The sequence below is a fragment of the Dermabacter vaginalis genome, assembly GCF_001678905.1.
GTDB classification, from domain to species: domain Bacteria; phylum Actinomycetota; class Actinomycetes; order Actinomycetales; family Dermabacteraceae; genus Dermabacter; species Dermabacter vaginalis.
The window spans coordinates 837,329-862,646 of sequence record NZ_CP012117.1 but is presented as its reverse complement, the minus strand read 5'-3'; the positions used below and the strand labels follow the sequence as shown (position 1 = coordinate 862,646).

24 protein-coding genes are annotated in these 25,318 nt (G+C 62.3%); 7 read left to right on the top strand and 17 right to left on the bottom strand.

The annotated features are described in order from the left end of the window. Positions 1-3: 3 nt before the first annotated feature. From DAD186_RS03640 to DAD186_RS03630, 3 genes are all read right to left on the bottom strand, one after another. The gene (locus tag DAD186_RS03640) at positions 4-1,377 is read right to left on the bottom strand and encodes a sodium/glutamate symporter (protein ID WP_065247543.1); all 1,374 of its coding nucleotides are present in this window, start codon (positions 1,375-1,377) and stop codon (positions 4-6) included. A gap of 106 nt (positions 1,378-1,483) precedes the next feature. After that, positions 1,484-1,804, bottom strand: coding sequence for a putative quinol monooxygenase (locus DAD186_RS03635; RefSeq protein WP_065247542.1), 321 nt, complete (start codon positions 1,802-1,804; stop codon positions 1,484-1,486). A 45-nt stretch (positions 1,805-1,849) separates the two neighbouring features. Next, the gene (locus DAD186_RS03630) at positions 1,850-2,368 is read right to left on the bottom strand and encodes a gluconokinase (RefSeq protein ID WP_082991061.1); all 519 of its coding nucleotides are present in this window, start codon (positions 2,366-2,368) and stop codon (positions 1,850-1,852) included. Between the two features lie 101 nt (positions 2,369-2,469). Here DAD186_RS03630 and DAD186_RS03625 point away from each other — a divergent pair, with 101 nt between their 5' ends. From DAD186_RS03625 to DAD186_RS03615, 3 genes are read left to right on the top strand one after another with little or no spacing between them, the layout of a single operon-like run. Beyond that, on the top strand, positions 2,470-3,534 hold the full coding sequence (locus tag DAD186_RS03625) for a D-2-hydroxyacid dehydrogenase (RefSeq protein WP_065247541.1): 1,065 nt from the start codon (positions 2,470-2,472) through the stop codon (positions 3,532-3,534). Between the two features lie 35 nt (positions 3,535-3,569). Further along, positions 3,570-4,475 carry an acyl-CoA thioesterase gene (locus DAD186_RS03620; protein ID WP_065247540.1) on the top strand — a complete coding sequence of 302 codons (906 nt, stop codon included), beginning with the start codon at positions 3,570-3,572 and terminating at the stop codon, positions 4,473-4,475. Next, positions 4,456-5,388 (top strand): SMP-30/gluconolactonase/LRE family protein, encoded by a 933-nt coding sequence (locus DAD186_RS03615; protein WP_065247539.1) that lies wholly within the window; start codon positions 4,456-4,458, stop codon positions 5,386-5,388. Before DAD186_RS03620 ends, DAD186_RS03615 begins: the two co-directional genes overlap by 20 nt. On the opposite strand, the gene DAD186_RS03610 is transcribed toward DAD186_RS03615, so the two are convergent. Further along, positions 5,385-6,158: a TetR/AcrR family transcriptional regulator gene (locus DAD186_RS03610; RefSeq protein ID WP_065247538.1), complete on the bottom strand. Its 774-nt coding sequence runs from the start codon at positions 6,156-6,158 to the stop codon at positions 5,385-5,387. The genes DAD186_RS03615 and DAD186_RS03610 overlap by 4 nt on opposite strands. Positions 6,159-6,278: 120 nt before the next feature. Between DAD186_RS03610 and DAD186_RS03605 the strand changes: the two genes are divergently transcribed. After that, complete coding sequence (locus DAD186_RS03605; RefSeq protein WP_065247537.1) at positions 6,279-7,187, top strand: NAD-dependent epimerase/dehydratase family protein; 909 nt, start codon at positions 6,279-6,281, stop codon at positions 7,185-7,187. Positions 7,188-7,197: 10 nt separating this feature from the next. Here DAD186_RS03605 and DAD186_RS03600 read toward each other — a convergent pair whose 3' ends face one another. From DAD186_RS03600 to DAD186_RS03555, 10 genes are all read right to left on the bottom strand, one after another. Next, positions 7,198-8,490 carry an ABC transporter substrate-binding protein gene (locus DAD186_RS03600; protein WP_065247536.1) on the bottom strand — a complete coding sequence of 431 codons (1,293 nt, stop codon included), beginning with the start codon at positions 8,488-8,490 and terminating at the stop codon, positions 7,198-7,200. A gap of 98 nt (positions 8,491-8,588) precedes the next feature. Beyond that, on the bottom strand, positions 8,589-9,419 hold the full coding sequence (locus tag DAD186_RS03595) for a carbohydrate ABC transporter permease (RefSeq protein ID WP_065248699.1): 831 nt from the start codon (positions 9,417-9,419) through the stop codon (positions 8,589-8,591). An 11-nt stretch (positions 9,420-9,430) separates the two neighbouring features. Next, entirely contained in the window at positions 9,431-10,294 is an 864-nt protein-coding gene (locus DAD186_RS03590) for a carbohydrate ABC transporter permease (RefSeq protein WP_065247535.1), read from the bottom strand. Positions 10,295-10,386: 92 nt separating this feature from the next. Further along, entirely contained in the window at positions 10,387-12,915 is a 2,529-nt protein-coding gene (gene glgP, locus DAD186_RS03585; protein ID WP_065247534.1) for an alpha-glucan family phosphorylase, read from the bottom strand. A gap of 103 nt (positions 12,916-13,018) precedes the next feature. Then, positions 13,019-13,774, bottom strand: coding sequence for a hypothetical protein (locus tag DAD186_RS03580; protein ID WP_150333465.1), 756 nt, complete (start codon positions 13,772-13,774; stop codon positions 13,019-13,021). A 67-nt stretch (positions 13,775-13,841) separates the two neighbouring features. Next, positions 13,842-14,558, bottom strand: coding sequence for an ABC transporter ATP-binding protein (locus DAD186_RS03575; protein ID WP_065247532.1), 717 nt, complete (start codon positions 14,556-14,558; stop codon positions 13,842-13,844). Further along, a complete protein-coding gene (locus DAD186_RS03570) occupies positions 14,555-14,935 on the bottom strand; it encodes a GntR family transcriptional regulator (RefSeq protein ID WP_065247531.1) in 381 nt (126 codons plus the stop codon). Before DAD186_RS03570 ends, DAD186_RS03575 begins: the two co-directional genes overlap by 4 nt. Positions 14,936-15,066: 131 nt before the next feature. After that, positions 15,067-16,749 carry an energy-dependent translational throttle protein EttA gene (ettA, locus tag DAD186_RS03565; protein ID WP_065247530.1) on the bottom strand — a complete coding sequence of 561 codons (1,683 nt, stop codon included), beginning with the start codon at positions 16,747-16,749 and terminating at the stop codon, positions 15,067-15,069. A 101-nt stretch (positions 16,750-16,850) separates the two neighbouring features. Beyond that, a complete protein-coding gene (locus DAD186_RS03560; RefSeq protein ID WP_065247529.1) occupies positions 16,851-17,564 on the bottom strand; it encodes an HAD family hydrolase in 714 nt (237 codons plus the stop codon). Positions 17,565-17,616: 52 nt separating this feature from the next. Continuing rightward, the gene (locus DAD186_RS03555) at positions 17,617-18,720 is read right to left on the bottom strand and encodes a YlbL family protein (protein ID WP_082991058.1); all 1,104 of its coding nucleotides are present in this window, start codon (positions 18,718-18,720) and stop codon (positions 17,617-17,619) included. A 144-nt stretch (positions 18,721-18,864) separates the two neighbouring features. On the opposite strand from DAD186_RS03555, the gene DAD186_RS03550 reads away from it, so the two are divergent. Beyond that, the gene (locus DAD186_RS03550) at positions 18,865-20,412 is read left to right on the top strand and encodes a zinc-dependent metalloprotease (RefSeq protein ID WP_065247528.1); all 1,548 of its coding nucleotides are present in this window, start codon (positions 18,865-18,867) and stop codon (positions 20,410-20,412) included. Beyond that, positions 20,409-20,945: an NUDIX hydrolase gene (locus tag DAD186_RS03545; RefSeq protein WP_065247527.1), complete on the top strand. Its 537-nt coding sequence runs from the start codon at positions 20,409-20,411 to the stop codon at positions 20,943-20,945. Before DAD186_RS03550 ends, DAD186_RS03545 begins: the two co-directional genes overlap by 4 nt. A gap of 12 nt (positions 20,946-20,957) precedes the next feature. Here DAD186_RS03545 and DAD186_RS03540 read toward each other — a convergent pair whose 3' ends face one another. Further along, on the bottom strand, positions 20,958-21,500 hold the full coding sequence (locus tag DAD186_RS03540) for a M48 family metallopeptidase (RefSeq protein ID WP_074297321.1): 543 nt from the start codon (positions 21,498-21,500) through the stop codon (positions 20,958-20,960). A 582-nt stretch (positions 21,501-22,082) separates the two neighbouring features. On the opposite strand from DAD186_RS03540, the gene DAD186_RS10960 reads away from it, so the two are divergent. After that, entirely contained in the window at positions 22,083-22,244 is a 162-nt protein-coding gene (locus tag DAD186_RS10960; protein WP_016664205.1) for a DUF5679 domain-containing protein, read from the top strand. An 86-nt stretch (positions 22,245-22,330) separates the two neighbouring features. On the opposite strand, the gene DAD186_RS03535 is transcribed toward DAD186_RS10960, so the two are convergent. After that, positions 22,331-24,427 carry an ATP-dependent DNA helicase UvrD2 gene (locus DAD186_RS03535; RefSeq protein WP_065247526.1) on the bottom strand — a complete coding sequence of 699 codons (2,097 nt, stop codon included), beginning with the start codon at positions 24,425-24,427 and terminating at the stop codon, positions 22,331-22,333. Then, a complete protein-coding gene (gene nudC, locus DAD186_RS03530) occupies positions 24,424-25,311 on the bottom strand; it encodes an NAD(+) diphosphatase (RefSeq protein ID WP_065247525.1) in 888 nt (295 codons plus the stop codon). Before nudC ends, DAD186_RS03535 begins: the two co-directional genes overlap by 4 nt. Positions 25,312-25,318 lie beyond the last annotated feature (7 nt).

Sequence of the window (25,318 nt, the reverse complement as noted above, 5' to 3'; positions counted from 1 at the left end):
TGCTCAGGCCCTGTGGTCGAACGTTCCATGCACGCCGACGCTCTGGATCACGCCGGTCGTGGGATCCGGTTCGCGGTGGCGAAACGCGAGAGCAACGATGATCGCTCCCGCGAGCGTGAGCGCGAGCGCGACCCACCACGAAGCGCCTGCCATGACGAGCGCCGGGAGCGTCGCGATCGTGAGGATGTCGACGAAACCGATCGGGATATAGGCGATGCCGTAGTAGTCGAGGGTCTTCGACTTCATTTCGGGATCAACGATGCGCAAAAGCGCCATGCCCATGCCCGCGGTACCGGTGTTCCAGCCCCACGTGAAGATGCCCTGCTCAACCTTGTGATCGGCAAAGAGTTTCTTGGAGACGAACACGTAGTAGGCAAGCACGAAAATGGTGCCCGCGAGGATAAGAATCAGAAGCGGCTGCCAGTAGGAGGCCACGACCTTCGGGTCGATCGACGCCACGCCGAAGGCCACGAGGAGGTCGGTTGACATGCCGCTGCCACGCTCAAAGATCTTCCCTTCAAACGCGTTCTCAGCCTTGAAGGCCTTGAGCACGAAGAGCACAACGTAGCCGAGCAGGAAGGACACACTGAACGTGGGCACGGAGAGCCACTCGACCTGACTATTCGCCCACGACGTGAACATGTAGGCGAAGGCCGCAATCATGAAGAGCAGGCCCAGGTGATAGGTGATCGGGTCCAGGCTCGTCGAGGATACGGGAGAAACACCGATCGATTCGCGATTCTCTTCGGCGATGATGCCGGTACGCAAGTCTTTCGGAAGCGACTTGAAGTCCTTGAGGTAGGCGGTGTTGCCGCGCATCGATTCGACTTTGATGATCGCGATACCGCCCACAACTGAGAGAACGATGCCGATGGTGGCGGAGGTCATGCCAAGGGAAAGCGCCTCTGGCCATGTGTCCCCGAAACCGTCGGCGATAGCAGCTGCGGTACCGTGCCCGCCCATGAAGCCGGCAGCCAGGAGAAGACCAAAGCCGTCAGGCAGATCGGTGAAAAAGAAGCTCAAGATCCCGAGCGCGAAAAGGAGACCGAAGCCCCACTGCAACACCGAGATCGCCTGGGAGACGGACCACATGGTGCGCACGGCGCGGAATACGTTGCCGAGCCCCGCGATCTTTGACGTGAACGGCAATGCGGCAAACACGACCGCAATGAGGATCGACGAGTAGATCGGAACGGAACTGCTGAACGGAATGATGCTCAGGACATTGGGGCCCAGAATCAGGCCGAGGAGGCCGGCGATCAGGCCGGCGGGCAAAAAGAGAGACTGGATGGGCTTGACCCAGGCGCGCAGAAGCACGCCGATGAGGATCAAGAGGCCCATCCAGCCGAGGTCGGTAAAGACATCCCACGCGCTCATGGTTCACATCCTTTGACTCGTCTCGGTGATATAAGGAAACGAGTCACGGTACCACGCGCGAAGGCACCTACGTCACGTTCAGGTAACGGGGAGCACCGAACGGGACTTAGTCCGCGAGTTCTCCCATGGGGCCCCAGCCTTCACCTTCAATCTCCTTCGAGATAATCTCGGGGGTTTCAGCAACGAGCGGGCGCATGGTGTCGAGGCCGGCCTGGAAGTGCGGGTAGTTGACGTGCTTCTCGCCAGCTTCGCTGTCACGGTACATCTCCACGAGAAGGAACTCGTTCTCGCGCTCCGCGCTGCGGTACCACTCGAAGAAGAGGCAGCCCTCCTCCGCGCGGCAGGCGTTCGTGTAATCGGTGAGTTTCTCGAGGAAAGTGGCGGTTTCTTCGGGCTTGACCTGGTATTTCACGTTGATAAAGATCATGCGTCCACTTTAGCCCTCGACCCTGCACGTGGCCTTGCCGCCACATCAGCAGGTGCGCGAACCAGCGCTAAGGCCGGCGACGATGTTCTCCACAACGTCTCTCGCGGGCGGCTCGATGCTCGCAATAATCCCGGCTTCGTCATCGCCAAGCTGTTCGAGGGTCGCGAACTGGGAATCGAGTAGCGAGGCGGGCATGTACTCATGGTGACGGTGGGCGATACGACTCGCGATAAGGTCCTGGCTTCCCGCAAGGTGGACGAACGTGAGATCGGGTGCGTAGGAGCGGAGCTGATCGCGGTAGCAGCGTTTCAGGGCCGAGCACACGATCGCGCACGTCACCCCCTTCGCTCGCTCGGTCGCGATCGTGCGGCCAATAGCGTCAAGCCACGGGGCACGGTCGTCGTCGGTGAGCGGCGTGCCGGAGGCCATCTTCTCTTTGTTCGCGGCCGGGTGCAGGTCGTCCCCGTCAATGAACGCAAGGCCCAACCGTTCGGCGAGGGCTCTTCCGACGGTGGACTTCCCCGTGCCCTGCACGCCCATGATGATGAGCGGGGTTTGGCTCACGACGCGTCTCCTTTTGGCTGTGGGCGGCAAAAATCTGCCTTCCACTCTAGAGGATCCATCAGGATGCGCACCTCTAGGATTAAGAGAACGAAAGGAACGCCATGCCTGCTTCGAGCACCCACAATCTCACCCTTGCGATCGTCGTTGACCTTCCCGAAAAAGAGTGCTCCTTGATCCGCGAGCGCGAGCCCCGCGTGAATGTCGTTCCCACGGGCTCTCTCGCGCGGCCGCGCCGCTATAACTCCGATTGGGTGGGCGATCCTCATTTCACACGATCCGAAGGTGACGAGCGCCGCTACCGCGAAATCCTCGAGAGTGCCGATGCCGTTGTGGGACTTCCCGATGATGACCCGCAAAAACTCGCCGCACTCGTGCGGAGCAATCCGAAGCTTCGCTGGGTCCATACGATGGCTGCGGGCGGGGGCGCCCAGGTGAAAGCCGCGAACCTCAGCGAGGAGGAGCTCACGCGCGTGACCTTCACGACCTCGGCTGGCGTGCACGGCAGCACTCTTGCAGAGTTCGCGATCTTTGGGCTTCTCGCGGGCGCGAAGAATCTGCGCGGTCTCGAGCGCGACCAGTTGGCACACGAGTGGCCGATCATTCGCGTGCATCCGCGGCACCTCGATGAAATGACGGTGCTCGTGCTCGGTCTAGGCGGTATCGGCAAGGCTGTTGCCGCGAGGCTCAAGGCTTTCGGCACCGGGGTCTGGGGAACCTCGCGCTCAGGCCGCACTGTCGAGAATGTGGACCGCATCGTGCCGCTCGCCGACCTTCACGACGCACTGTCGAAAGTCGACGCAATCGTGGTCACGCTTCCCGGTACGGACGAAACACGGCACATGCTCGATCGGCAGGCGTTTTCTTCGATGAAGAAGGGCATGCTTCTCGCAAACGTGGGTCGCGGAAGCGTGATCGACGAAGCGGCGCTACTTGACGCTCTCAACGACGGCACTGTCAACTTCGCCGCACTCGACGTGGTGGAACACGAGCCCCTGCCCAGCGATAGTCCGCTGTGGGATCACGAGAAAGTTCTCCTCAGCCCGCACTCGGCAGCCCTGAGCTCGCAGGAGGGCATGCGCATCGCGGCGATCGTGGCACGCAACGCGACGGCACTCCTCGACGGCACACCTCTCACGAATGTTGTCGACACCCTCAACTTTTATTAGGAGAGCGTTCATGCGCTCTTCGTTAAGATGGGCGCATGTCGATTCCTGAGCCAGCAGCCGTGACCCGCAGCCTCCTCGATCTTTTCGAGCTTCGGAAAATCGATGGGCCCGAACACACATTTGAGGGAACCTCGCTCCCCCAACCGGGTGGGCACGTGTTTGGCGGGCAGATGATGGCGCAGGCCCTGATCGCCATGGCGCGCACCGTGCCGGAGGGGCGCCGCGTGCACTCGACCTACGCATCGTTCCTCGAGCCCGCTCGCGCGAGCGAGCCGCTGACCTTCACCGTACGCACGCTCCGAGACGGCGGGTCGTTCTCCACCCGCGCACTCGAGGCCACGCAGCGCGGAAACCTCGTCCTCACGATGAATGGCTCGTTCCAGGAACGCCAAGAAGGAGTGCACCACGTGGACGAGGTGGCGTCGGAAAGCGCGCCCGAACAGCTCCCGAGCACGCGCGACGAACTGGGCCAGGTCAACCACCCGCTCGCGCAGTTCATGGCGTACCAGCGCCCCGTGGATATCCGTAACGCGACCGGCTCCCTATATTTCACGCCCGATCCTGAAAAGCGCGCCGAACAGGCCGTGTGGATGCGCACCCTCACCCCGATCGGCACCCGCGATCCACTCACCCATGAAGCGTTCCTCACGTACGCGAGCGATTACACGCCCTTCGAGCCGACCATCCGCCGCCAGGGCCTCACGTGGCTTACGCCCGGCCTGCGCGTCGCGACTCTCAATCATTCGATGTGGTTCCACTCGGAGTTCAACGTCGACGACTGGCTGCTGTACGTGCAGCGCTCCCCCGCGGCGACAGGCGGGCGCTCACTCAGCGTCGGCCAGATCTACACGCGCGAGGGGAAGCTCGTGGCGACCGTGAACCAAGAAGGGATGTTCCGCATCCGCAAGGAGGTCAAAGACAGTGACCACCCCGCCCTTTGACCCGAACGCACGCGTGGAGAAGGTCGCGACCGGTGCCGGCTGGGCCGAAGGCCCGCTGTGGTATCCACGCGAGAAGGTCGTGCGCTTTAGCGACATTACGAACAACCGCATCCTCCAGCTCGATCCCGCAACGGGCGAAACCGTCGTGTGGAAAAGCAACGTCAACTACACGAATGGCCGCGCGCACCACCCCGATTTGGGAGTCGTCGAATGCAACCACGGCACACGTTCCCTCGATAAGGCGCCGCTCGTGCCGTTCATGGACGCGGAAATGCTCATCGACTTCTTCGAAGGCGGGCGCCTCAACTCCCCGAACGACGTTGCCGTGCACCCGATCGAGCACACGATCTGGTTTACCGACCCTCCCTACGGGATCCTCAGCGAGGGCCAGGGGCAGCCGGGCGAAATGGAGTACGGGCGCTCATACGTGTTCAAGCTCGACCACCACGGTGACCTCGAGGCCGTTGTCACCGAACTGAGCCGCCCGAACGGCATCGCTTTCAGCCGCGACGGTAAGCGCCTCTACGTCACGAATACCGCCGACAACCCGAATAAGCCCGAAGAGAACGCCCCTGAATCCGTCACGGATAGCGCGGGCCGCCACCACATTTGGGCCTTCGACCTCGACGCCGACAACGCGGTCGTCAAGGGCAGCGGGCGTCCGTTTGCCTGCCCCGCGGCCGGAGTTCCCGATGGCATCACCGTCGACGAAGAGGACCGCGTGTGGTCCTCCGGCGGGGACGGGGTGAGCGTGTTCGATTCCGACGGTTCCCTGATCGCCCATGCGCCCGTTCCAGAAGTGGTGTCTAATCTCTGTTTCGGCGGTGAGAGCGGCCAAGACCTGTTCATTACGGCTACCACGAGCCTCTACCGGCTGCGCACGAATACGCGCGAGCCGTGGAGTTTCGCCTAGCGATTACTCGTTGCAGCCTCGGGAAAGAGCATCGCGGTCCACGATTCGACGAGCCGCTCGAGAATCTCCCCGCCTACTTCGTCGAGGCCCGGACCGAGCTGTCCGAAAACCTCGGCGCTGATCGTGCCGAGTAGCGCGCACCAGAGGTCGATCGTGGTCGCCGCGCGTCGAGTGGCCTCGCCGCGGTCTATTGCGCAGTCTTCTCCTATCTCGGCCTCCGCGTTGTCGAGAGCGTGCCGGCCAACGGCCCCGAACACGTCCTCCAACCCACCCTCGAGGAAAGCGGCATACGTGTCGCTCGGGTTTGCGCCGACGGAAGTGCCGGACGCGACGATTCGCGCGAGGCGGGCGAGTAGCCGAGTACCCGGTGCGATTGTGCGTTCGGCTGGCGCGGTATAGCCGGGAACGGGTGTGCCGTACACGAGGCCCCATCGCGCTGTGTTTGCGAGCGCCCATGAGCGCATGGCGCGCGCGAACGTTCCGAGGCCCTCGGGGCTTTCTGCGCCACCCCGCTCTTCTGGGTCCAGACCCAAGGCGTCGTCAACGGCATCAGCAAGGTCGGTGTAGGCGTCGATGACGAGGAGCGTGAGCAGCTCATCGCGGTCGCGCACGTATCTGTATAGGGCCGATGACGCGACCGACATGTCTCGGGCAATTTCCCGCAATGAGAGGTCTGCGGGGCCTTTTTCCTCGAGCTGCTGCCTGGCAAGGCGCAGGATTTCAGTTTCCATGCGCCGCCGATTCTCGGCGCGGCTTCGGCGTTCACTCATGCGTCCATCCTCGCATTGAACAGACTCGAAATCGATAGCGAGAGCAGTGCTCTTGTTTTTAAGGGTGCGAGCACCTATATTCCTTAAACGAGAGCACTGATCACATTTTGGAGGGCTGTTGTGAAGATTCTCGTCACGGGGGCTGGGCAAATCGGCAACGCAATCGTCAGGTCACTGCGCACAACGGGCGACGATGTGACAGTTATCCGGCGCAGCGCACACCCAATCGAAGGGGTGCGCGTCATTGCGGGCGACGCAGGCAAGCGCGCTCTGCTCGAACGTGAAGCGCGCGGCGCGGACGCGATCATGCACTGCATCCACGCGCCCTACACCGCAAAGGCCTGGCGAGAGGAACTGCCCCACCGCGAGCAAGCGGTCATGGACGTCGCCGAAAGCCTTGGCATCCCCGTTATCTTCCCCGAATCCGTCTACGCGTTCGGAACACAGGCGCACGACCTGCACGAGGGAGCGCCGATACACCCGTGCTCTCCTCTCGGGGACGTGCGCGCCGAGCTCCTCGAAGCTCGCACGGCACATGCGGCGCACACCGCGAGTGTCGTTGCCGCCGACCTCGTGGGAAAAGGCGCCTCCGCGAAGGCGTCGGTGCCCACGATGAGCATCGTGAACCCCACCCTCACGGGAAAAACATGCTGGGCATTCGGAGGCCCCGACATCCCTCACGCCATGACGTTCGTGTCGGACCTCGCCGATGCCATGATCCTCGTGGCCCGAGAGCACACGCGCGTATTCGCGGGCGACTCGAGCGTGATGCTCAACGCCCCCTCCCCCACACCGGTCACCTTCTGCGAACTGGCGCGCATCGTCTCCACCCGCGCAAACGTGAGCGAGCCGAAGATTCGCACAATCCCAGCATGGGCACTCTCTTTAACGGGGATGGCGAGCCCCACACTCCGTTCGCTTTCTCAGCAACGATATCTGTGGGACTCGCCATCACGCCTCGCGCCCGGAGCGCTCACCGAAGAGCTCGGTCTCGAGTCAACGAGGTGGAGCGAGGCAATTTTCGCCTAAACCGCGGGGCTCACGCCATCGCGGCATTACCCTCTTCCTGGGCCTTCTTGACACCTTCCTCGGCGGAGAGATTGCCCGCGAAGATCTCCTGGAAGACGGGCATTACGGCATTGAGGCCGGCGAGGGACTTTGCGCCGGTATCCGCGGGGCCAGGGTTCTTCGCCGCTTCAATGAACTGCTCAACGTCGACGCCCTGCTCTTTCCAGAAGTCCACGAAGGACTGCTGCGCATCCACGTGGCCGGGGAACGAAATTCCCTGCTCGCCCAGGGGCAGCTGCCCCTCCTTCGAGCCGAGCCATTCGAGAAGCTTCACAACCGACTCCTGGTCCTCGCGCTTCGCGTTACCCGCGGCAACCACGCCGTGCACGAGCGACTTCGCCCCCTTCGGGCCCGCCACCATGGGGGCGATAGCCCACTCGAAGGCGCCGTCGACCGAGTCGTGGATCGTCTTGAGGCTAAACGGGCCGCTCTGGAAGAGGCCGAGCTTACCCTGGATAAACAGGTCACGCGCGAAATCGCCGTTCGTATTGGTGTCAGCGGCCGAAGGCGCAACCTTGAGTTCGTTGACGAGCGCAGCGAGGTAGGAGAACACCTGGACGCCCTGCTCTGAATCGAATGCGTACATATCGTTGGCATCCTGCCACTCGGAACCGTTCGAGCTCAGGAAGGGGCCAATAATGGACTGGCGATCGCACGCCGCATTGAAACCGAACACGCCATCCTTCGTGAGCGCGGTGGCGGCATCGCGAAGGGCATCCGAGCCGGCGGTGGGATCGAAGGCGAGTGTCGTGGGGTCCACGCCAGCGGCGTCGGTGAGGTTCTTGTTGTAGAAGAGGGCGATCGAGTCCCAGACCTGCGGAACACCCCACAGCGAGCCGTCGCGGGTGTACAGGTCAACGACAGCCTTCTCCCAGTCCTTCACGGACCCGCCGAGCTTCTCCGAAATATCGACGAGCGCTCCGGCCTGCTGGAATTGGGTGAAGCTCGCGGAGTTCAGCCAGAACACATCGGGGGCGCTATCCGAAGCGCCGTCAGAGAGGTCGAGAGGCAGCTTCGTCCAGTAGTCGTCCCACGGAACGACCTCGACCTCGACCTTGATCCCCGATTCCTCGGTGAACTTCTTGAGCGACTCCTCGTATGCCGCCTTCGCCGTGCTATCCCAAATGCGGAACTTAAGCGCCCCGGCGTCGGAACCCGAGCCCTTCTTCGCGGACGAGCCCGAATCTGACGGCGAGCACGCGGCGAGTGCCGCGGCCGCGGAGGCTACGAGTCCACCGGAGAGAACTGTGCGACGTGAAACCATGTGATGGCCTTTCTTCAACGGTCGTGCGGGCACCCTCGTGCCCTGCACATTGTTAACGCAAGAGCATACCGGATATTTATGGATGCCATAAGCGACGTTTATCGCAGTTCGGTTCCACCAATCGATTGCGCCACCTGCTTCTGGAACACGAGATACAGAAGGATGAGCGGAATCATCGCGAGCGTCGTTGCCGCCATGACCATCGTCCAATTGTTGTTGTACTGGGTACTGAGTGCCGAGGTCGCAACCGTAAGGGTCTGCCACGTGTCCCCCGTCGTGATAATGAGCGGCCACATGAAGGAGTTCCAGTGGGTCACCACGGTGATCACGATGAGCGTCACGATGATCGGACGGTTAAGGGGCACCACGAGGCTGCGAATCAACCGCAGATGCCCCGCGCCATCAACGCGCATCGCATCGAGGAGCTCTTGTGGAACGCTACGAAAATTCTCGCGCAGCAGGAACACGGCGTAAGGGCTGCCAAACATGAACGGCAGTACGAGAGCCCAGAAGGTATTGCGAAGCCCCAACTCTTGGAATGCCAGGAAGAGCGGCACGACAACCACGACTTGAGGCACGAGCAGAGTCGCGATGAAGGCCCAGAACAGCAGATCGCGGCCGGGGAACTCCAAAAATGCGAACGCATATGCGGCAAGAATCGAAAAAATGATCTGCCCCACGAGGATCACCGCGACCATTTGGGCCGTCACGGCAAATGGGGTCACAAAACTGTGCGGCCCCGTGAAGAGCGCCGTAAAGTTCTCGAGCGTCGCAGGATCCGGGAGGTGGATGAGGCCCTGGCGAAGGAAGTCACTCGGCTCACGAAGCGCCGTCATGATCGACAGCGAAAACGGCGCGAGAGTGAGCACGGCAGCAATGATGAGGATCGTGTAGGCCACGATCGCCGAAAGAACCGACTTTTTCTTCATGAACACCACCCTCAGGACATGTCGTAGGTGATGCGGCTCGAGAAGAACCGCTGCTGAATAAACGAGAGGGCAGCGAGAATCACGAAGAGAATCACGGCCACCGCCCCGGCGCGGCCAAGGCGCCCAGCACCGAACGCCTCGTTGTAGATCAGCGAGGCCACCACCTGAGTGCTATTACCGGGGCCTCCCCCGGTCAGCGAATACACGGTGTCAAACACCTGGAAGCTCGCGACCATTTGCGTGAGGGCCACGAAAAACGTCGTGGGATTCAAGAGCGGAAGGGTGATCGCGAAGAAACGGCGCACGCTTCCCGCGCCGTCGAGCTCCGCAGCCTCGTAGATCGATGGTGGGATCTTCTGAAGGCCGGCCTGATAGAAAAGCGCGTTATATCCGACGGCTTGCCACACCGCCACGAAAGCCACGGCCGGAAGGGCGAGCGTGTGCGACGTGAGCCATTCGATTCGTGTTCCGAGCAAGGCGTTGAGGGCACCGTAGGTCGGCTGGTAGATCCACTTCCACACCACACCGATCGCCACGGGGGCGCACACCCACGGGATCACCACAATGATCCTGAACAGTGTCGACCCGGGGAACATTTTGTTGAGTTGAACCGCGAGCAGAAGGCCTAGCGCAATGCCGAGAGGCACGCTCATGAGTGTGAACAGAAGCGTCACGAAGAGCGAGTTCCACAGCGCGTCGCCGCTGAACAAGATCTCGTAGTTTTTGAAGCCGATGAAGTCGCGGGAGCCCACGATCTCCCAGTTCGTCAGCGAAAGACCGAAGGCCACGACGACGGGAAGAAGAATAAAGGCGAACACGCCGATCGCTGCAGGCAACACGAAAAGCCACGAAAGAATCGGGTGGCGGAGTCGCATCACAGATTCAACTCCTTCCACCCGATTCTCTCTGGACTCTGGCCGGAACTTATGCCCGGCCTAACGATTGGCTATGCCAGCGTACACCCCGATCACTGGGCAACGCGCACAAGGCCAAGCTCAGCAGTGTGAGCAAGAACGCGATGCGAGGGGACAACGCGCACGGTGTAACCAACCGCACCCAGGCTCTCAAGCTGGCGCGAGGCCGCGTAGCGACCGTCAACGCCCTGGGTCATGGGGGCCACGATCGTGTCGGTAAGGTCCCCCTCGTCGTTGACGTTGCCCACGATGAGCTGCACCTCGACATCCTCAACATGGATCGAGGCCAGTTCAACGCTCGCGCTCACGGCAAGAACATCACCGTCAACCGAATCCTCGACATCATGGATACTCACACCGCCCCAGCCCTGCGCGAGGCGCTGCTTGTATTCGGCGAAGTCGTGCGACAGGCCCGGCTCGTTCGCAAACAGCGCAACCGCCTTTGATGCGGGCGCGTACAACTCGTTGACGTAATCGCGCACCATGCGGGTCGCGGTGACCTTCGGCGCAATTTCCACGAGGGAATTGCGCACCATTTGCAGCCACTTCGCCGGAACGCCGTTCTCGTCGCGGTCATAGAACAGCGGAACGATGCGGTTTTCGAGAATGTTGTAGAGGCTCTCCGCTTCGAGGCGGTCACGCTCAGCACGGTCCTCGATGTCGACCGTATCGATCGTCCAGCCGGCATCGTCGGTCGCCATTTCGTCCCACCAACCGTCGGACGTCGAGAACGTGAGCCCGCCGTTGAGCGCAACCTTCATGCCTGAGGTTCCCGAAGCCTCCTCGGGGCGGATCGGGTTGTTGAGCCACACGTCCGAACCCGACACGAGGTACTGCGCCATGCGAATGTCGTAATCCGCGAGGAACACGATGCGGTGGCGCACCCCGTGATCGTCTGCGAATTGCACGAGGCGCTGCATGAATTCCTTGCCCGGGTAATCCGCGGGGTGTGCCTTACCGGCCACGACGATCTGCACCGGATGCTCCTCGTTGAGGAGAATCTTGCGCAAACGCTCAGGCTGGCTCAGCATGAGCGTGAGGCGCTTGTAGGTCGAGACGCGGCGCGCAAAACCAATCGTGAGCACGTTCGGGTCGAGAACCGAATCGACCCAACCGAGCTCGCCTGGGTGAGCACCGCGGCGCACCCACGAGCGACGCACATCTTCGCGCGCACGCTCGACAAGGTTCGTGCGAAGCGTGTTGCGCACCTCCAACAGCGACTCATCGCTCAAAGTCCCAAGCGCAGACCAATCACTGAGCGCCGAAAGGTCCACGTCACCGAACACGCTCTTGTACAGCGCATCCATGGGGCGCGAAATCCACGTGCGACGGTGCACACCGTTTGTGATCGACGTGATCGGTACTTCCGCCTCGTCAAAGCCCGGGTAGAGGTCCTTGAACATGCGGCGACTCGTCTCGCCGTGGAGCTTCGCCACACCGTTCGACCGCTGGGAAAGCCGGAAGCCCATGTGGGCCATGTTGAACACGTGGCCGCCATCCTCGACGCCGAGCGCGAGCGCTGCTTCAACCGGCAGGTTCGGCACGAGGCGCGAGATCCCGTTGCCATCGGCATCGAGGAAGTGGCGCAGTTGACCGGCGTCAAAGCGGTCGATACCGGCGGGCACGGGCGTGTGAGTCGTGAACACCGAGCCCGCGCGGGTCTGCGTGAGGGCAGCATCGAAGCTCAACCCCTTGCCCATGAGCTGGCCGATCCGTTCAAGGCCGAGGAAGCCCGCGTGGCCTTCGTTGAGGTGGAACACATCGCGTTCGCGGCGCCCCTCGAGCTCCGCGAAGCGCTCAACGGCGCGCACGCCACCAATGCCAAGAACGATCTCTTGCTCAATACGGTGGAAGTGGTCGCCGCCGTAAAGACGGTCAGTGATCTGGCGGGCGCCCTCGTCGTTGCCCTCGACATTCGTGTCGAGCAGGAGGAGCGAAATACGGCCCACCTGCGCTTTCCACAGCGCGATCGTGACGATGCGCTCGCCGGGGAACGTGACATTGACGCACACCTGGTCACCGTCGGCATCCGTCACTGGCACGACCGCGAGATCTTCCGTGACGTTCTGCTTGTAGTTTTCCTGCTGCCACCCTTCCCGGTTGAGCGACTGCGAGAAGTAGCCCCACTGATAAAGCAGACCCACGCCGATGAGGTCAACGCCGAGATCGGAGGCCGACTTGAGGTGGTCGCCCGCAAGGATGCCAAGGCCACCGGAGTAGATCGGGAGGGTCGGCGAGATACCGAATTCCATCGAGAAGTACGCAATCGCGGGAGATCCCGGCGCTTCCTTTTGGAACCAGCGATCGGAACTCATGTAGTTCTCGAGATCCGCGAGGCGCGCGTCAAGAGCCGCGCGGAATTCCGGATCTGCAGCGACCTCGCTGTAGCGGCGCGCGGGAACCATCCCAAGCTGCACAACGGGATTGCGGTTGCTCTCCTCGAATGCGCGCGGGTCAAGCGCCTCGAAAAGGTCGCGAGTTTCGGCGTTCCAGGTCCACCGGAGGTTATAGGCGAGGGTGCGAAGTCCCTCGAGCTCAGCGGGAAGTTCGGACGTGACGGAAAGGGTACGTAGTGCCTTCATACCCCTTAAGGTAGCCGAGCCCGCCGCTCACCAAGGCTTTTCCGCATGAAATGTTCTTGCGGAGTTTGCTTGTGGTTAGCGGCGGGCTCGACCTCGGCGATCGTTACTGGATATCGCGAACTTTCGAACAGTCCCACGCACACCAGACGAGAAGCGCGAGCGTGACGAGGCTTTGGAGAACAGGAAGTGCGATTGGGAGCAGCGGAACCTCCGCATCCGTCTTCACAGCGTTGATGATGGAGCCGAGGATGCTCACCGTCTCAATAGACCACGAGTCGACATTAAACGACAGGGGAATGAGGATGGACACCACACCCACGAGTTGCGACACCACGGCCCACATGAACACCGCGACAATCGCAGGCCCCGCGACTCCAAGCCTGCCCAAGAACCCCTTGCTTCCCACAAGCACGGCGAAATACACGTAGACGAGGAACGACACGACCCCAAGCACAATCCACATAAGCCCGCACGTCAACACCACCGGATGCTCACGGAAAAGTTGCCCAACTGCGGTCAGGAGATCATCGAGGGCGAGGGCTCCTTTGGGTGCAAGAAACGCGAACGAAAGAACCACCATCACGAGCGTCCCCACGACCGATACGGATAGAGCGAGCACGCCGCTCACGAGCTTCCCTGCCAAAAGGGCGAGCCCACCGACGGGCCACGTGCGAGTGACCGGGGCTTCACGCCCCACCATGCTCACGTAGAAATACCCCGCAAGCACTAGGCCGGTCGCGGCGACCAACAGGCCCGCAGCCATCCATACACCCACAAAAGCAACCGGCTTGAGAGGCGCCACGAGGGCCCCTAGGCCGGAGAACGCGAGTGCCACCGCAATACCTGCGAGCGTTGCCATGCCTGTCATCGGTAGCATCCGGCTCACATCGAGCCGAACGACGGTCCCGATCCCAGGCAACCTCATGCTATCTGCGTGTGCGTTCATATCCATACACCTTCCTCAGTCGATCGACGAGCCCGTCGCCCGTCTGTTCACGCAGTTCATCGGGACAGACATCGTCGACGATCTGCCCGCGGCGCATGAGAAGCGCCCGATCCACGATCAACTCGAGATCCTGCACCATGTGAGAAGTAATAAGGAGACAACAGTCGTCGCCGAGAGCCGCGATCACCTCGCGCAACGTTTGCTCGCGCGAAAGCGGGTCGACGCCAGAGATCGGCTCATCGAGAAGGAACAGTCGCGCGTCGCGTGCCATGGCGAGCGCGATATGCGCCTTTTCCTGCTGCCCTTTACTAAGTTCGCGCAAACGCCGTGTTGGCTCTACCCCGAAGTTTTTGAGTATCGCACGCGCCTTGACCTCGTCGAAGTCCGCGAACACCTGCCCAAACATGCGCATGCAGGACTCGACAGTAAAGCGCGCAGGAAGCGCCGACCGATCCGGCAGGTAGCTCACCATCGATTTCGATCGTGGCCCGACTAATTCGCCGCACACCCGCACTTCGCCAGAATCCAGTCGAACGAGGCCCGCGACTGCCTTGAGGAAGGTCGATTTTCCACAGCCGTTCTCACCGATCAGCCCGACGATGCTTCCAGGCTCGACGTCGAGATCGACGCTATCGAGGGCAGTCGTCGCCCCGTAGGCCTTTGAAGCCTTGGCTACTCGCAAAAGTTGCGAAGTCATGGTTTTTCACCCTTTCGAGAGCGATCTAAGAGACGCTCACGGAAGAGCGTTTCAATATCCTGGGGCGAGAGTCCTAGCCCCGTGAGCTGCTCGAGTGCACGATCCGCGATCGCTTCACTCTCGCTAGTTTTGAGGTCATCCGTAGCGCCATCAGTCACCAGCACTATGCGCCCCGATGTTCGTTCACTCTTGGTATGGCCCCGACGGTCCATCTCGGCGAGGGCTTTCTGCACGGTGTTGGGGTTGACGCGATAGTCGAGGGCGAGGTCGCGAGTCGAAGGGACCTTTTGGCCCGCAATCCATGCGCCCGACGCAATTTTTCGCGTGAACTCCTCGACCAACTGAACCCACACCGGTCTCGAAGTGTCGAACTCCATCCACACCACCTTGTCTTACTGTATTACGCACTTAGTACAGTAGCACAGTTGTGAGGGCAAAGAAAACCCGGGACCTCAAGAGTCCCGGGTTTTCTTATCGACTCCTTCGCTCAAAGGAGCGAGCGACGTTATTAGTCCCTCGTGAGGCGGCGATGCGTCACGCGGTGCGGACGCGCGGCGTCCTCTCCAAGACGTTCAACCTTGTTCTTCTCGTATGACTCGAAGTTGCCTTCAAACCAGTACCAATTCGAGGGGTTCTCCTCGGTGCCCTCGTAGGCAAGGATGTGGGTCGCAACGCGGTCAAGGAACCAGCGGTCGTGCGAAACGACCACGGCGCAGCCGGGGAAGTTCAAGAGCGCGTTTTCGAGTGAGCTAAGGGTCTGCACGTCGAGATCGTTGGTCGGCTCGTCGAGAAGCAGCAGGTTGCCGCCCTGCTTGAGCGTGAGCGCGAGATTCAAGCGGTTGCGCTCACCGCCCGAGAGCACGCCGGCCTTCTTCTGCTGGTCCGGGCCCTTGAAGCCGAACTGCGACACGTAGGCACGCGAGGGAATCTCAACCTTGCCGACCTCGATGAAGTCGAGGCCGTCGCTCACAACCTCCCACAGGTTCTTCTCGGGATCGATGTTCTCGCGGTTCTGGTCAACGTAGCTGATCTTGACGGTCTCGCCGACCTTGAGCTCGCCCTCGTCGAGAGGTTCGAGCCCCACGAGGGTCTTGAAGAGGGTGGTCTTGCCCACGCCGTTCGGGCCGATCACGCCGACGATGCCGTTCGGTGGGAGCGAGAAACTCAGGCCATCGATGAGAACGCGATCGCCGAAACCCTTCTTGAGGTTCTTCGCGTCGATCACGACGTTGCCGAGGCGCGGGCCCGGCGGGATCGTGATTTCTTCGAAATCGAGCTTGCGCATCGACTCGGCTTCCTTCGCCATCTCCTCGTAGCGAGCGAGGCGCGCCTTGGACTTCGCCTGGCGACCCTTCGCGCTCGAGCGCACCCATTCGAGTTCTTCCTTGAGGCGCTTTTGGAGCTTTTGATCTTTCTTGCCCTGGACCTCGAGGCGCTCCTGCTTCTTTTCGAGGTAGGTCGAGTAGTTGCCCTCGTACGGGTAGAGGTGGCCACGGTCGACCTCGGCGATCCACTCGGCGACGTGATCGAGGAAGTAGCGATCGTGGGTAATCGCGATAACGGCACCCTCGTAGCTCTGCAGGTGCTTCTCGAGCCACAGCACGGACTCGGCATCGAGGTGGTTCGTGGGCTCGTCAAGAAGAAGCAAGTCCGGCTTCTGGAGGAGGAGCTTGCACAATGCTACTCGGCGACGCTCGCCACCGGAAAGGTGCGTCACGGGCTCGTCGCCAGGCGGGCAGCGCAGGGCGTCCATCGCCTGCTCGAGCTGCGAGTCGAGATCCCAGCCGTTCGCGGCGTCGATCTCCGTTTGAAGAGTGCCCATTTCGGCCATGAGCGCGTCAAAATCGGCATCGGGCTCACCCATGAGCTCGCCGATCTCGTTGAAGCGCTGCACCTTCGCGTAGAGGTCGCCCATGCCTTCCTGGACGTTCTCGAGAACGGTCTTTTCTTCGTTGAGGGGCGGCTCCTGCAGGAGAATGCCCACGCTATAGCCGGGGCTCAGGCGTGCCTCGCCGTTGCTCGGCTCATCAAGGCCCGCCATGATCTTGAGGATCGTCGACTTACCTGCGCCGTTCGGGCCGACCATGCCGATCTTGGCGCCCGGGAAAAAGCTCATGGTGACGTCGTCAAGGATGACCTTGTCGCCCACTTGCTTGCGCGCCTTGTACATGGTGTAGATGAACTCTGCCAATGTCTCTCCATTTGACTCGTGGGTTGGTTTCCCCGCCATGCCGCCGGTTCGAGCCGCAGCGGCGGGCACAATGGTGTCAGTCTAACGGTGACGCCTGCGTTTCAGCCGAGCGGAACCCCACGTGCGGTAAGGATTTCACGCGCGATCTCCCAGCCCGGTCGGTCGGGCTCGGCGGCGGTGTCCGACGCTAGCGTGCGGTCATTACGAGGCCAATAATGCGCATCGATGCCGAGCTTTCGGGCCGCGTCGACGTTCGACTGCAGGTCGTCGAAGAAGATCACGTTGCCGGGCCTCGCGACCCCGCCGGTCTCGTGGGCGATCACATCGAGAAGGATCTCGAAAATCTCGGGATCAGGCTTTTGCACCTTCTCCTCGGCGCTGATGATCGCGAATTCGAATACTTCGAACCACTCCTGCCTGCGCAGATAGTCACCGAAGGCAGCATTCGTGTTCGACAGGATGGCGAGTCGCACTTCGTTGCGCGCGAGGTCGTGAATGAGCTCGCGGCTCCCCGCAGCGATTTCACCCCAGTAGCGGTCGTCGAGGTCAGCGAGGTCAGCGATCTCGTCCGCCGTTGGTGCACCGATCGCACCTGCCTCGCACACGGCTCGCCAATAGTCCTCGAGCGAGATCTCACCGCCATCGAGCTTCTTCCGCTCGCCCCAGTACACCTCGCGTACAGCCTCGTAATCGCCGCCCACCTCGCGGTGGATCACGGGGACGGGGTTGTGGCGCGCGGCGAGCACACCACCGAAATCGAACACCACCGTGAGCTGGGTAACCGGGTGCTGTGCCCGGCGCCTCGCGCGTGCCATGACTTCTCCTCTGTTCCTCGTGTCGAAAGCGAGTAAAACGTGTTCTCAGGGTCTAGCCACACGTGGCGAGGCCCTCGATGGAGCCCTGCTGTGCGATTTGTTCGACGGCCTCGATCGCTTCGGTAAGGGAATCGACCCGGACCACCTGAAGGCCCTCGGGAATGTGCCCCGTGACATCTTCACAGTTCAAACCGGGAGCGAGGAAAAACTCGGCGCCGTCGGACCTTGCCCCGATCATTTTCTGGCGGATACCACCGATCGGCCCCACCGCGCCTTGTTCGTTAATCGTGCCCGTACCGGCGATCTTCTTGCCGCCCGTGAGATCACCGGGCGTCATTTCGTCAAAGATCGCGAGGGCGAAAATCATGCCCGCACTAGGGCCGCCGATCCCGTCGAGCGCGAAGTTCACCTTGACTGGGAATTCGAAGCCGCGGGCAAGCACGATCCCGAGGAGCGCTCGATCCCCCTCGTAGCGCGGGGTGAGGGCGAAGGACTCTTCCGCCCCGTCGCGCCGCACGGTGACCTTGACTTTTTCTCCACGCGGGGTGGCGCCAATCGCCTCGCCCGCGGCCGAAACATTCTCGATCTTCTGGCCGTTGACCTCGAGCACCACGTCCCCGGGCTGGAGCTGGTTCGCGGCACCACCATCACTTCGCAGACCCGCGACCATCGTCGTTGTCGAATAGGAAACCCCCTGCTTGGTGAGGGCCGCCGCGATCGCCTCTTGTTGCGAACCGTTCATCTCGACAGTGTTCATGAGGCTGTTGTCTTCTGCGTCCGCATCGTCGGGGTACAGCGCTTCGACGGGAATAATCGAGCGATCCCGATCGAACCACGCGGTCATCACACCCGCGAGCGGAATGTCGTATCCGGGCGACCCCTGCACCGACACGGTCGTCATCCGCAGTTCGCCATCGCTCGGGCCGTCAGCTCGATTCTCGACGCTCACGATGTCCTTGCCCTCGTATTCACCGAGCACGTTGAGCGAGGGGCCGGGCGATTCAACAACGTACGGCGCGGGCAGCACCGCCGCGACCGCAGTGAGCACCACGAGTGCGAAGGCGGAAGTGCACACCGTCCACAGGCGACGCTTGTACAAGCGAGGATTCGTGATATTCGGCGGCGTGGCCGTGAGTTTCTTGAGGGGTTTTTCCACGTGGCTATTGTCCCAGACAATTATTTCTCTCGCTTGCAGATACCTTCGCGGGAAGCGAAACGTCTACCTCCCGCCCCTCGCTCTCGCTACGCTTGGAGAATCCGTGATCGGCGGTCACCGCCGCCTCAATCGTAAGGAGCGCGCATGAGCGACGAGTCCAACGAAGAAAACCTCCGTAAGTTCCTCGAGGAGATTTTCCAGGGGCAAATCCCCCCGGGCGCACTGGAGGGTCTTGACCTTTCCGAGCTCGCGAAGGGGGCGGGCCTTCCCAGCGATCCCGCGATGCTCCGCATGGCCGCGCTTCAAATGCAGTCGCTTTTCGCCGCGGGAGGCGATGGGCCCGTCAACTGGAAGCTTGGTCATGATCTGGCGCGCCAGGTCGCATCGGGTAACGTCACGCTCCTTCCCACGGGGGCGCTCCCCCAAATCGGTGGCACGTCGATCGGCACGGCCGGCGATCCGAACGTGAGCGAGGCCGACGAGCACGCGATGCGTGAAGCCGGAAACGTGGCGGCGATGTGGCTCGCCGAGAAGACCGACTTCGCGGTTGTGAGCGACGCGGTCGAGTGCTGGAGCCGCGGCACATGGGTGAACCGCACGCTCCCGCGCTGGCAAAAAATCGTGGAGCCGGTCGCGCAATACATGGCCGAGGCCATCGGCGACGCGTTTGCGAAGCAGCTTGGGGAACTCGGTGGACTCGAGCAGCTCGGTGGCGCCGGGCCACTCGGCGCCATGAGCGGGGCTCTCGGCGATCCGAGCTCGATGATGAAGAAAATGGGCGGCACGATGTTCGGTCTCCAATTTGGGCATGCGATCGGCTCGATCGCACGTGAGGCCATCGGAGTTACCGACCTTTCGCTCCCCCTGTGGACGTTCTACGCCCCCGTGGTCGTGCCCGCGAACCTCGCCGACGTTCTCGAGGGCACCGACCTCGACGTTGATGCGGCACGCATTTTCTTCACCGCGCGCGAGATCGCCCACCAGAGCCTCTTCAAGAGCGCACCCTGGCTCCCCGAGCATCTCTTCACCGCGATTGAGGGATACGCGCGAGGGATCACCCTCGACATGGGGGCTCTCGAGGAGAAGATTCGCGACTTCGACGTCAACAATCCCGCAGCGATGAGCGCCACGAACCCCGAAGACATCTTCACCTTCACGCGCTCCGCCGACCAGGAACGTGCCCTCACGGAGCTCACGACGACCCTCGCGCTCATCGAATCGTGGGTCGACCTCGTCGTGACAGAGGCCTTGCGCGAGAAACTCCCCCGCCTCGACGCGATGCGCGAACTCGTCCAGCGGCGACGCGCAACGGGCGGTAGCGCTCTGGATACCCTCACGAATCTCGTAGGCATCGAGCTACACCCACGCTCGGTCAAGGAAGCGTACGCGTGGTGGGAATCGGTGCTCGCGACCGAAGGGATGCAGGGCCGCGAAAAGGTCTGGGCACACCCGGATCTTCTCCCGAGCCCCGAGGTGCTGAGCGGGCGTCCGCAGGCCCCTCAGGCGCCCGTGCCCACCAAGGATTCCGACGGTGACGGGCTCCCCGATCTTCCCGAGTTTGGCGCGATGAACTCCGCCTCCCCCGATTTCGATGAGGAGCTTCGCAAGTTGCTTGACGGTGAGTTTGACGATCGGGGTGAAGAGCCCGGGGGCACCCCCAACGGCGATGGGAAGCCGGGCGACGATCAGTGAGCCTTCCCGGAAGCTTTCTCACCGAGCTCGAGGCGTGCGCGCCTTCTCGGGAGAGGCAGCGATTCCTTGCGCTCGCAACCTCGAGCGAAAGAGCTCACCTCAAATCGAGCGGTCCCGTGCACTTCACCGCGAGCGGGATCGTGATCGATGCCTCCGGCCAGTTCGTTGCGCTTCACCACCACCGCAAGGTTGGCGCGTGGCTCCAATTCGGCGGGCACATCGAGGCAGGTGAAGAGAGCTTCGAAGAGGCCGCTCGACGAGAAGTCGCCGAGGAATCGGGCCTCGCTGAGCTCGCGATCGTGGGCGCCGCGCCGTTCACGCTGCACGCGCACAACCTCAATAAGAATTTCGCGGTCTGCAGCGAGCATTGGGACGTGCAATACCTCATGCGTGCGGCCGTCACGCCCGCCTCCCCCACGGACGCCCTCACCTTGAGCGAGGAGAGCCACGACGTTCGGTGGTGGCGGCTCGAGGCCCTCCCTGCAAGCGTCGTCCCCGACCTTAAACCTACGCTCGCAAAGCTCCGCTCCTAAGGAGCCCCTTGGCTAGGGCTGCTCGGCAAACGAGTACCCCTCGAGGAAACCGTTGGCCCGCTCAAGCTTGGGATACGAGGCCTCGAGCTGGCGAAAGGCCCGCGAGTGGTTCGGTTCGAGGAGATGGGCGAGCTCGTGCACAAGAACGGATTCGATCACGTAGCTCGGCATGTCTTTCAAAAGGTGAGAGAGGCGAATTGAGCCATCGGCGCTCGTGCACGAGCCCCAGCGCTTGCCCTGGTTCGTGACCCACCGCACGCTCGAAGGCGGTGGAGCACTCGGTAGGTACTTTTCTCTCAGCACTAAGGCAAGCGCCATGAGTTCCTCATCACTTGCGGCTGCGCTCTCGGAGCGGTTTGCGTGCTTCGCGTACATGTCTCGCGCCCATTTGCGCGTTTCACGTGCCGAAAGTCTCGCGGGAACGAGAAGTTCAAACACTCCACCTCTGCGACGTGCGGTGATGGTTTTTCGGCGGCGAGTGGAGCGCACCACCTCGATGGGCTCGGAGATGCCATCGAGGAGTAGTTTTTCGCGTTCGGGGCGTCGCTGGGGCACGGTGCGAGTCTAATGGGGAACTGGCTTGACAAGCACCCCAAGGTTGTGGATAAGCCTGGCGACATGAGGACCTCCGTCCCGCGTGTGACGCATCGATGAGGACTGCAACACATGTTGCAAAAAATTAATATTCACCATCACGGCACGATAAATGCCCAGGTCATTGAGCACATTAGACCCCTACGGCCAATTATCCACACACACTTTCCACACAGCTTGACGGGGTGTCCACAACAATCGCTAAGTTATCCACAATGCCGGCCCGTCGCCGCTTTGACCGGGGTCGAACAGGCCACTACATTCGATGGAGAAGCGATCCTCCGGGAAAACAAATGCTCGCGAGCGGGGAAGGCCCGCGTGCATTAAGCGTCCCCGGGGGATCGCCCTTTTTTATGCCGCTCCACCTCATCACCCGACACCCCAAACCACCTCTTTGACACCCTTACTTGCGAACCATTCCCAAAAACGCCTCTGACGTGCGGTTTCTCCGTCTCCTTCGCGGAGTGTTGAGTTCCTAAGTCCTCAAAAATGCTTATACAGTGGCGTCGAACAGAGAGTTCACCACAATCCCTAGGAGCAACCATGGCTGACGAAACCTACACGGGCGAGTTCTACTGCGTGAAGTGCCGCGCGAAGCACGAAGCAACCGGCACCATCCAGGTCAACGACAAGGGCCGCCGTGCGGCGAAGGCTGAATGCCCCGAGTGCGGCACGAAGCTTAACCGCTTCCTCCCCAGCAAGTGAGTGCACGCGGGCGCATCCGTGCCCGCCCCGCACATGCATGAAAGAACGAACCGGTGCCGCCACGGCACCGGTTCTTCTTTACCTTCTTAGCGTGCCTCGGCAATGATCGCGAGGACCTCCTCGCCGAACTGCGTGAGCTTCGACTGCCCCACGCCGGGAACCTGATGAAGCTCTTCGAGGCTCGCGGGAGTTCGATCCGCGATCGCCAGAAGGGTCGAGTCGGTAAACACCGCAAAGGCGGGCCGCTTGAGCTCACTCGCACGCTCACGGCGCCAGGCCCGTAGCTTTCCGAAGAGTTCGGCGCTCTCCTCGCCCCCGCAGCCCGCGTGGCGGCCGACCTTCTGCTCGCCCGGAGTTGTGAGAGCTTCGCCGCAACCTTTGCATGTCGTAAAGATGCGGGCGCCGCGCCGCCCGGTCGTACGTTTCATCGCCGTTCGCTCAGCGGCACCTTCGTCACGGTGGTCGAAGCTCCCCGCAATGAACCGCGAGGCCTTCCTCGACGCTTTCGCACCTTCGCTGCGCGCCGCGGCCCACGTCACCGTGAGAACGTCGCGCGCGCGTGTCATCGCGACGTAAAACAGGCGCCGTTCCTCCTCGATCTCCCTGTCCGTTTTCGCGTAGGAGATTGGGAAGGTGCCTTCACTCGCCCCGACAACGAACACCACGGGCCACTCGAGCCCTTTCGCGGCGTGCACGGTCGCGATCGTCACGGCCTCACTCACGGGAGCACTTTGCGCCTCGCGGCGTTCCTCAAGCTCGGCAACAACGTCCCTGAGGCTCGCGCCCTCGCGCTCGGCAATCGAATCGGCAACCTGCACGAGAGCGTTGAGCGACGCCCACCTCTCGAACACCGCACCGCGTACCTCGGGAGCCTTGTCCGACCAGCCCCGCGAGGAGAGCACATCGCGCACAATACGGCTCACATCGGGATCATTTCCGCCACCTGCACCGAGAGCCGCGCGAAGCGCGCTTATCGCCTCCTGGACCTCGCGCCTTTCAAAGAATTTTTGACCGCCGCGCACCTGATACGCGATGCCCTCGCGGTCAAGAGCGTCCTCAAATCGTTCGCTGTGGGCGTTGACACGCAAGAGAATCGCGATTTCGCTCGCGCTTCTCCCGCCACGAATGAGCTCGGCAATCGACTTCGCGACCTCTCGCGCCTCAGCGGTCTCATCGGGGTAGCCCACAACGAGGGGCCGGGTGGCGTCGGACCGCTGCGCCCGAAGCTCCACGTGCGAGTCCCGACCCTCCTTAGCCCTCGCGAGCACGGCGTTCGCTACCTGCACGATCTGAGGGCTCGAGCGGTAGTTGCGCTCGAGGCGGATCACACTCGCGCGCGGGAACTCCTTTGTGAAATCGAGGAGGTAGCTCGAGTCGGCACCCGCATAGGAGTAGATCGTCTGCGCCGCATCGCCCACGACGCACACGTCGCTCGCATTGCCGAGCCACGCGCGCAGGAGCCGGAACTGCAGGGGCGAGATGTCCTGATACTCATCGACCGTGAAATGACGGTATTGGGAGCGCACGGCATGCGCCATGTGCGGATGCTCCTGAATCATCGAGGCGGTCAGCAGCAAAACGTCCGCAAAGTCGATCAGGTGCAGTTCGGTCTTGAGATCCTCGTACTGGGTCATGATCCGCGACAGGGTACGCGGCTCGAACCCCGCTACGCCCTCGCGCGATAGGCGCGCTGCGGCAAGTGGATACTCTTCGGGCAGGATCATCGAGGACTTCGCCCATTCGAGCTCGGCGGAAATGTCGCGGAGCGCGGCGGGATCCGCGCGCATGTGTAGGCGCCCCATCGCTTGAGCCACGAGTGGGAGAGTTCGATCCACGAGGTCAGGCGCGGGGCCTCCAACGGTCGAGGGCCAGAAATAGGTGAGCTGCCTGAGCGCCGCTGAGTGGAATGTGCGCGCCTGGACGGCCGGCACCCCAAGGTCGCGAAGGCGCGAGCGCATCTCCGCCGCTGCCTTGGTGGTGTAGGTGAGCGCGAGAACGTGGTTCGGGGCGTAGCCGCCGCTCGCGATCGCGTAGGCGATGCGGTGCGTAATCGCTCGGGTCTTGCCGGTACCAGCGCCCGCGAGAACGCACAGGGGCGCCCCAATCGACTGAGCGACCTGGCGTTGTTCAGGATCGAGCCCCTCGAGGATGCGCTCGGCCCCACTGGTCGGTGCGGTGTTCACGAAAGCTCTCCCTTCCTCCACGCGGTAATCATCGAATGGGCGATTGAGGTCGAGGGCGGCAAGCGCACGTCGCCCCGTTCGAGAGCTTCGGTCAGCTCTTCGCGCGTGAACCACGTGGCGCTCGCGAGCTCCTCGCGCTGGAGGGTGATATCCGTTTCGGCACCGTTCGCAAGGCGCGATGTGAACGCCACCATGATCGAGCGTGGGAACGGCCACGGCTGGGAACCGAAGTATTCGAGGTCACCCACGACGAGGCCAGTTTCCTCGTGAACCTCACGTTTGAGGGCATCCTCGAGATCTTCGCCGGGCTCCACGAAGCCCGCGAGCGCGGACACCATGCCGTTCGTGAAGCGGTGGTTTTTCGCGAGAAGCGCGCGATCGAGACCGTCGCGTACAAGGGTGATGACGGCGGGGTCGGTGCGCGGAAAGGTTTCGTGCCCGCCCTCGCAGGTCTGGGACCAGCCGTCGCGAGTGGCGTGCACGGCACTACCGCAACGCGTGCAGTAGCGGGCGTCGCGGTGCCACGTCAGCATCCCCACGGCGCTCAGCGCGAGGCTTCGTTCACGCCCCTCGAGCATCGGCGCGATCTCACGGAGGCTACGCATGCGGGTGCCATCGGGAAGTGCCGCTCTCGCACTGTCTGCGGAACTTTCCGCGTCAAGAGCCCATACCTCGCCGTCCTTCCAGGAGCCGAGGAACACGGTGCCCGTGCGCGCGAGGGTCCACAGGTGCAGTTCCTCGCCCTCGCCCTCGTGCACAGCGACCTCGTCGCCTCGCACGAGGATCACGTGCTTTTCAATTTCCTCCTCCGCGGGGGTGGGGATTCCTCGCGCGTCGCCCGGTGCCGAGAAATGAGAGGTGAGGTACGTGTGAGGAAAATTCATGGGCGCA

What these genes read in the sequence shown, in the direction of transcription:
- DAD186_RS03640 (WP_065247543.1), bottom strand. Translation starts at nt 1,377, where the DNA reads ATGAGCGCGTGGGATGTCTTTACCGACCTCGGCTGGATGGGCCTCTTG.
- DAD186_RS03635 (WP_065247542.1), bottom strand. Translation starts at nt 1,804, where the DNA reads ATGATCTTTATCAACGTGAAATACCAGGTCAAGCCCGAAGAAACCGCC.
- DAD186_RS03625 (WP_065247541.1), top strand. Translation starts at nt 2,470, where the DNA reads ATGCCTGCTTCGAGCACCCACAATCTCACCCTTGCGATCGTCGTTGAC.
- DAD186_RS03620 (WP_065247540.1), top strand. Translation starts at nt 3,570, where the DNA reads ATGTCGATTCCTGAGCCAGCAGCCGTGACCCGCAGCCTCCTCGATCTT.
- DAD186_RS03610 (WP_065247538.1), bottom strand. Translation starts at nt 6,158, where the DNA reads ATGAGTGAACGCCGAAGCCGCGCCGAGAATCGGCGGCGCATGGAAACT.
- DAD186_RS03600 (WP_065247536.1), bottom strand. Translation starts at nt 8,490, where the DNA reads ATGGTTTCACGTCGCACAGTTCTCTCCGGTGGACTCGTAGCCTCCGCG.
- DAD186_RS03595 (WP_065248699.1), bottom strand. Translation starts at nt 9,419, where the DNA reads ATGAAGAAAAAGTCGGTTCTTTCGGCGATCGTGGCCTACACGATCCTC.
- DAD186_RS03590 (WP_065247535.1), bottom strand. Translation starts at nt 10,294, where the DNA reads ATGCGACTCCGCCACCCGATTCTTTCGTGGCTTTTCGTGTTGCCTGCA.
- glgP (WP_065247534.1), bottom strand. Translation starts at nt 12,915, where the DNA reads ATGAAGGCACTACGTACCCTTTCCGTCACGTCCGAACTTCCCGCTGAG.
- DAD186_RS03580 (WP_150333465.1), bottom strand. Translation starts at nt 13,774, where the DNA reads ATGGCAACGCTCGCAGGTATTGCGGTGGCACTCGCGTTCTCCGGCCTA.
- DAD186_RS03575 (WP_065247532.1), bottom strand. Translation starts at nt 14,558, where the DNA reads ATGACTTCGCAACTTTTGCGAGTAGCCAAGGCTTCAAAGGCCTACGGG.
- DAD186_RS03570 (WP_065247531.1), bottom strand. Translation starts at nt 14,935, where the DNA reads ATGGAGTTCGACACTTCGAGACCGGTGTGGGTTCAGTTGGTCGAGGAG.
- DAD186_RS03560 (WP_065247529.1), bottom strand. Translation starts at nt 17,564, where the DNA reads ATGGCACGCGCGAGGCGCCGGGCACAGCACCCGGTTACCCAGCTCACG.
- DAD186_RS03550 (WP_065247528.1), top strand. Translation starts at nt 18,865, where the DNA reads ATGAGCGACGAGTCCAACGAAGAAAACCTCCGTAAGTTCCTCGAGGAG.
- DAD186_RS10960 (WP_016664205.1), top strand. Translation starts at nt 22,083, where the DNA reads ATGGCTGACGAAACCTACACGGGCGAGTTCTACTGCGTGAAGTGCCGC.
- nudC (WP_065247525.1), bottom strand. Translation starts at nt 25,311, where the DNA reads ATGAATTTTCCTCACACGTACCTCACCTCTCATTTCTCGGCACCGGGC.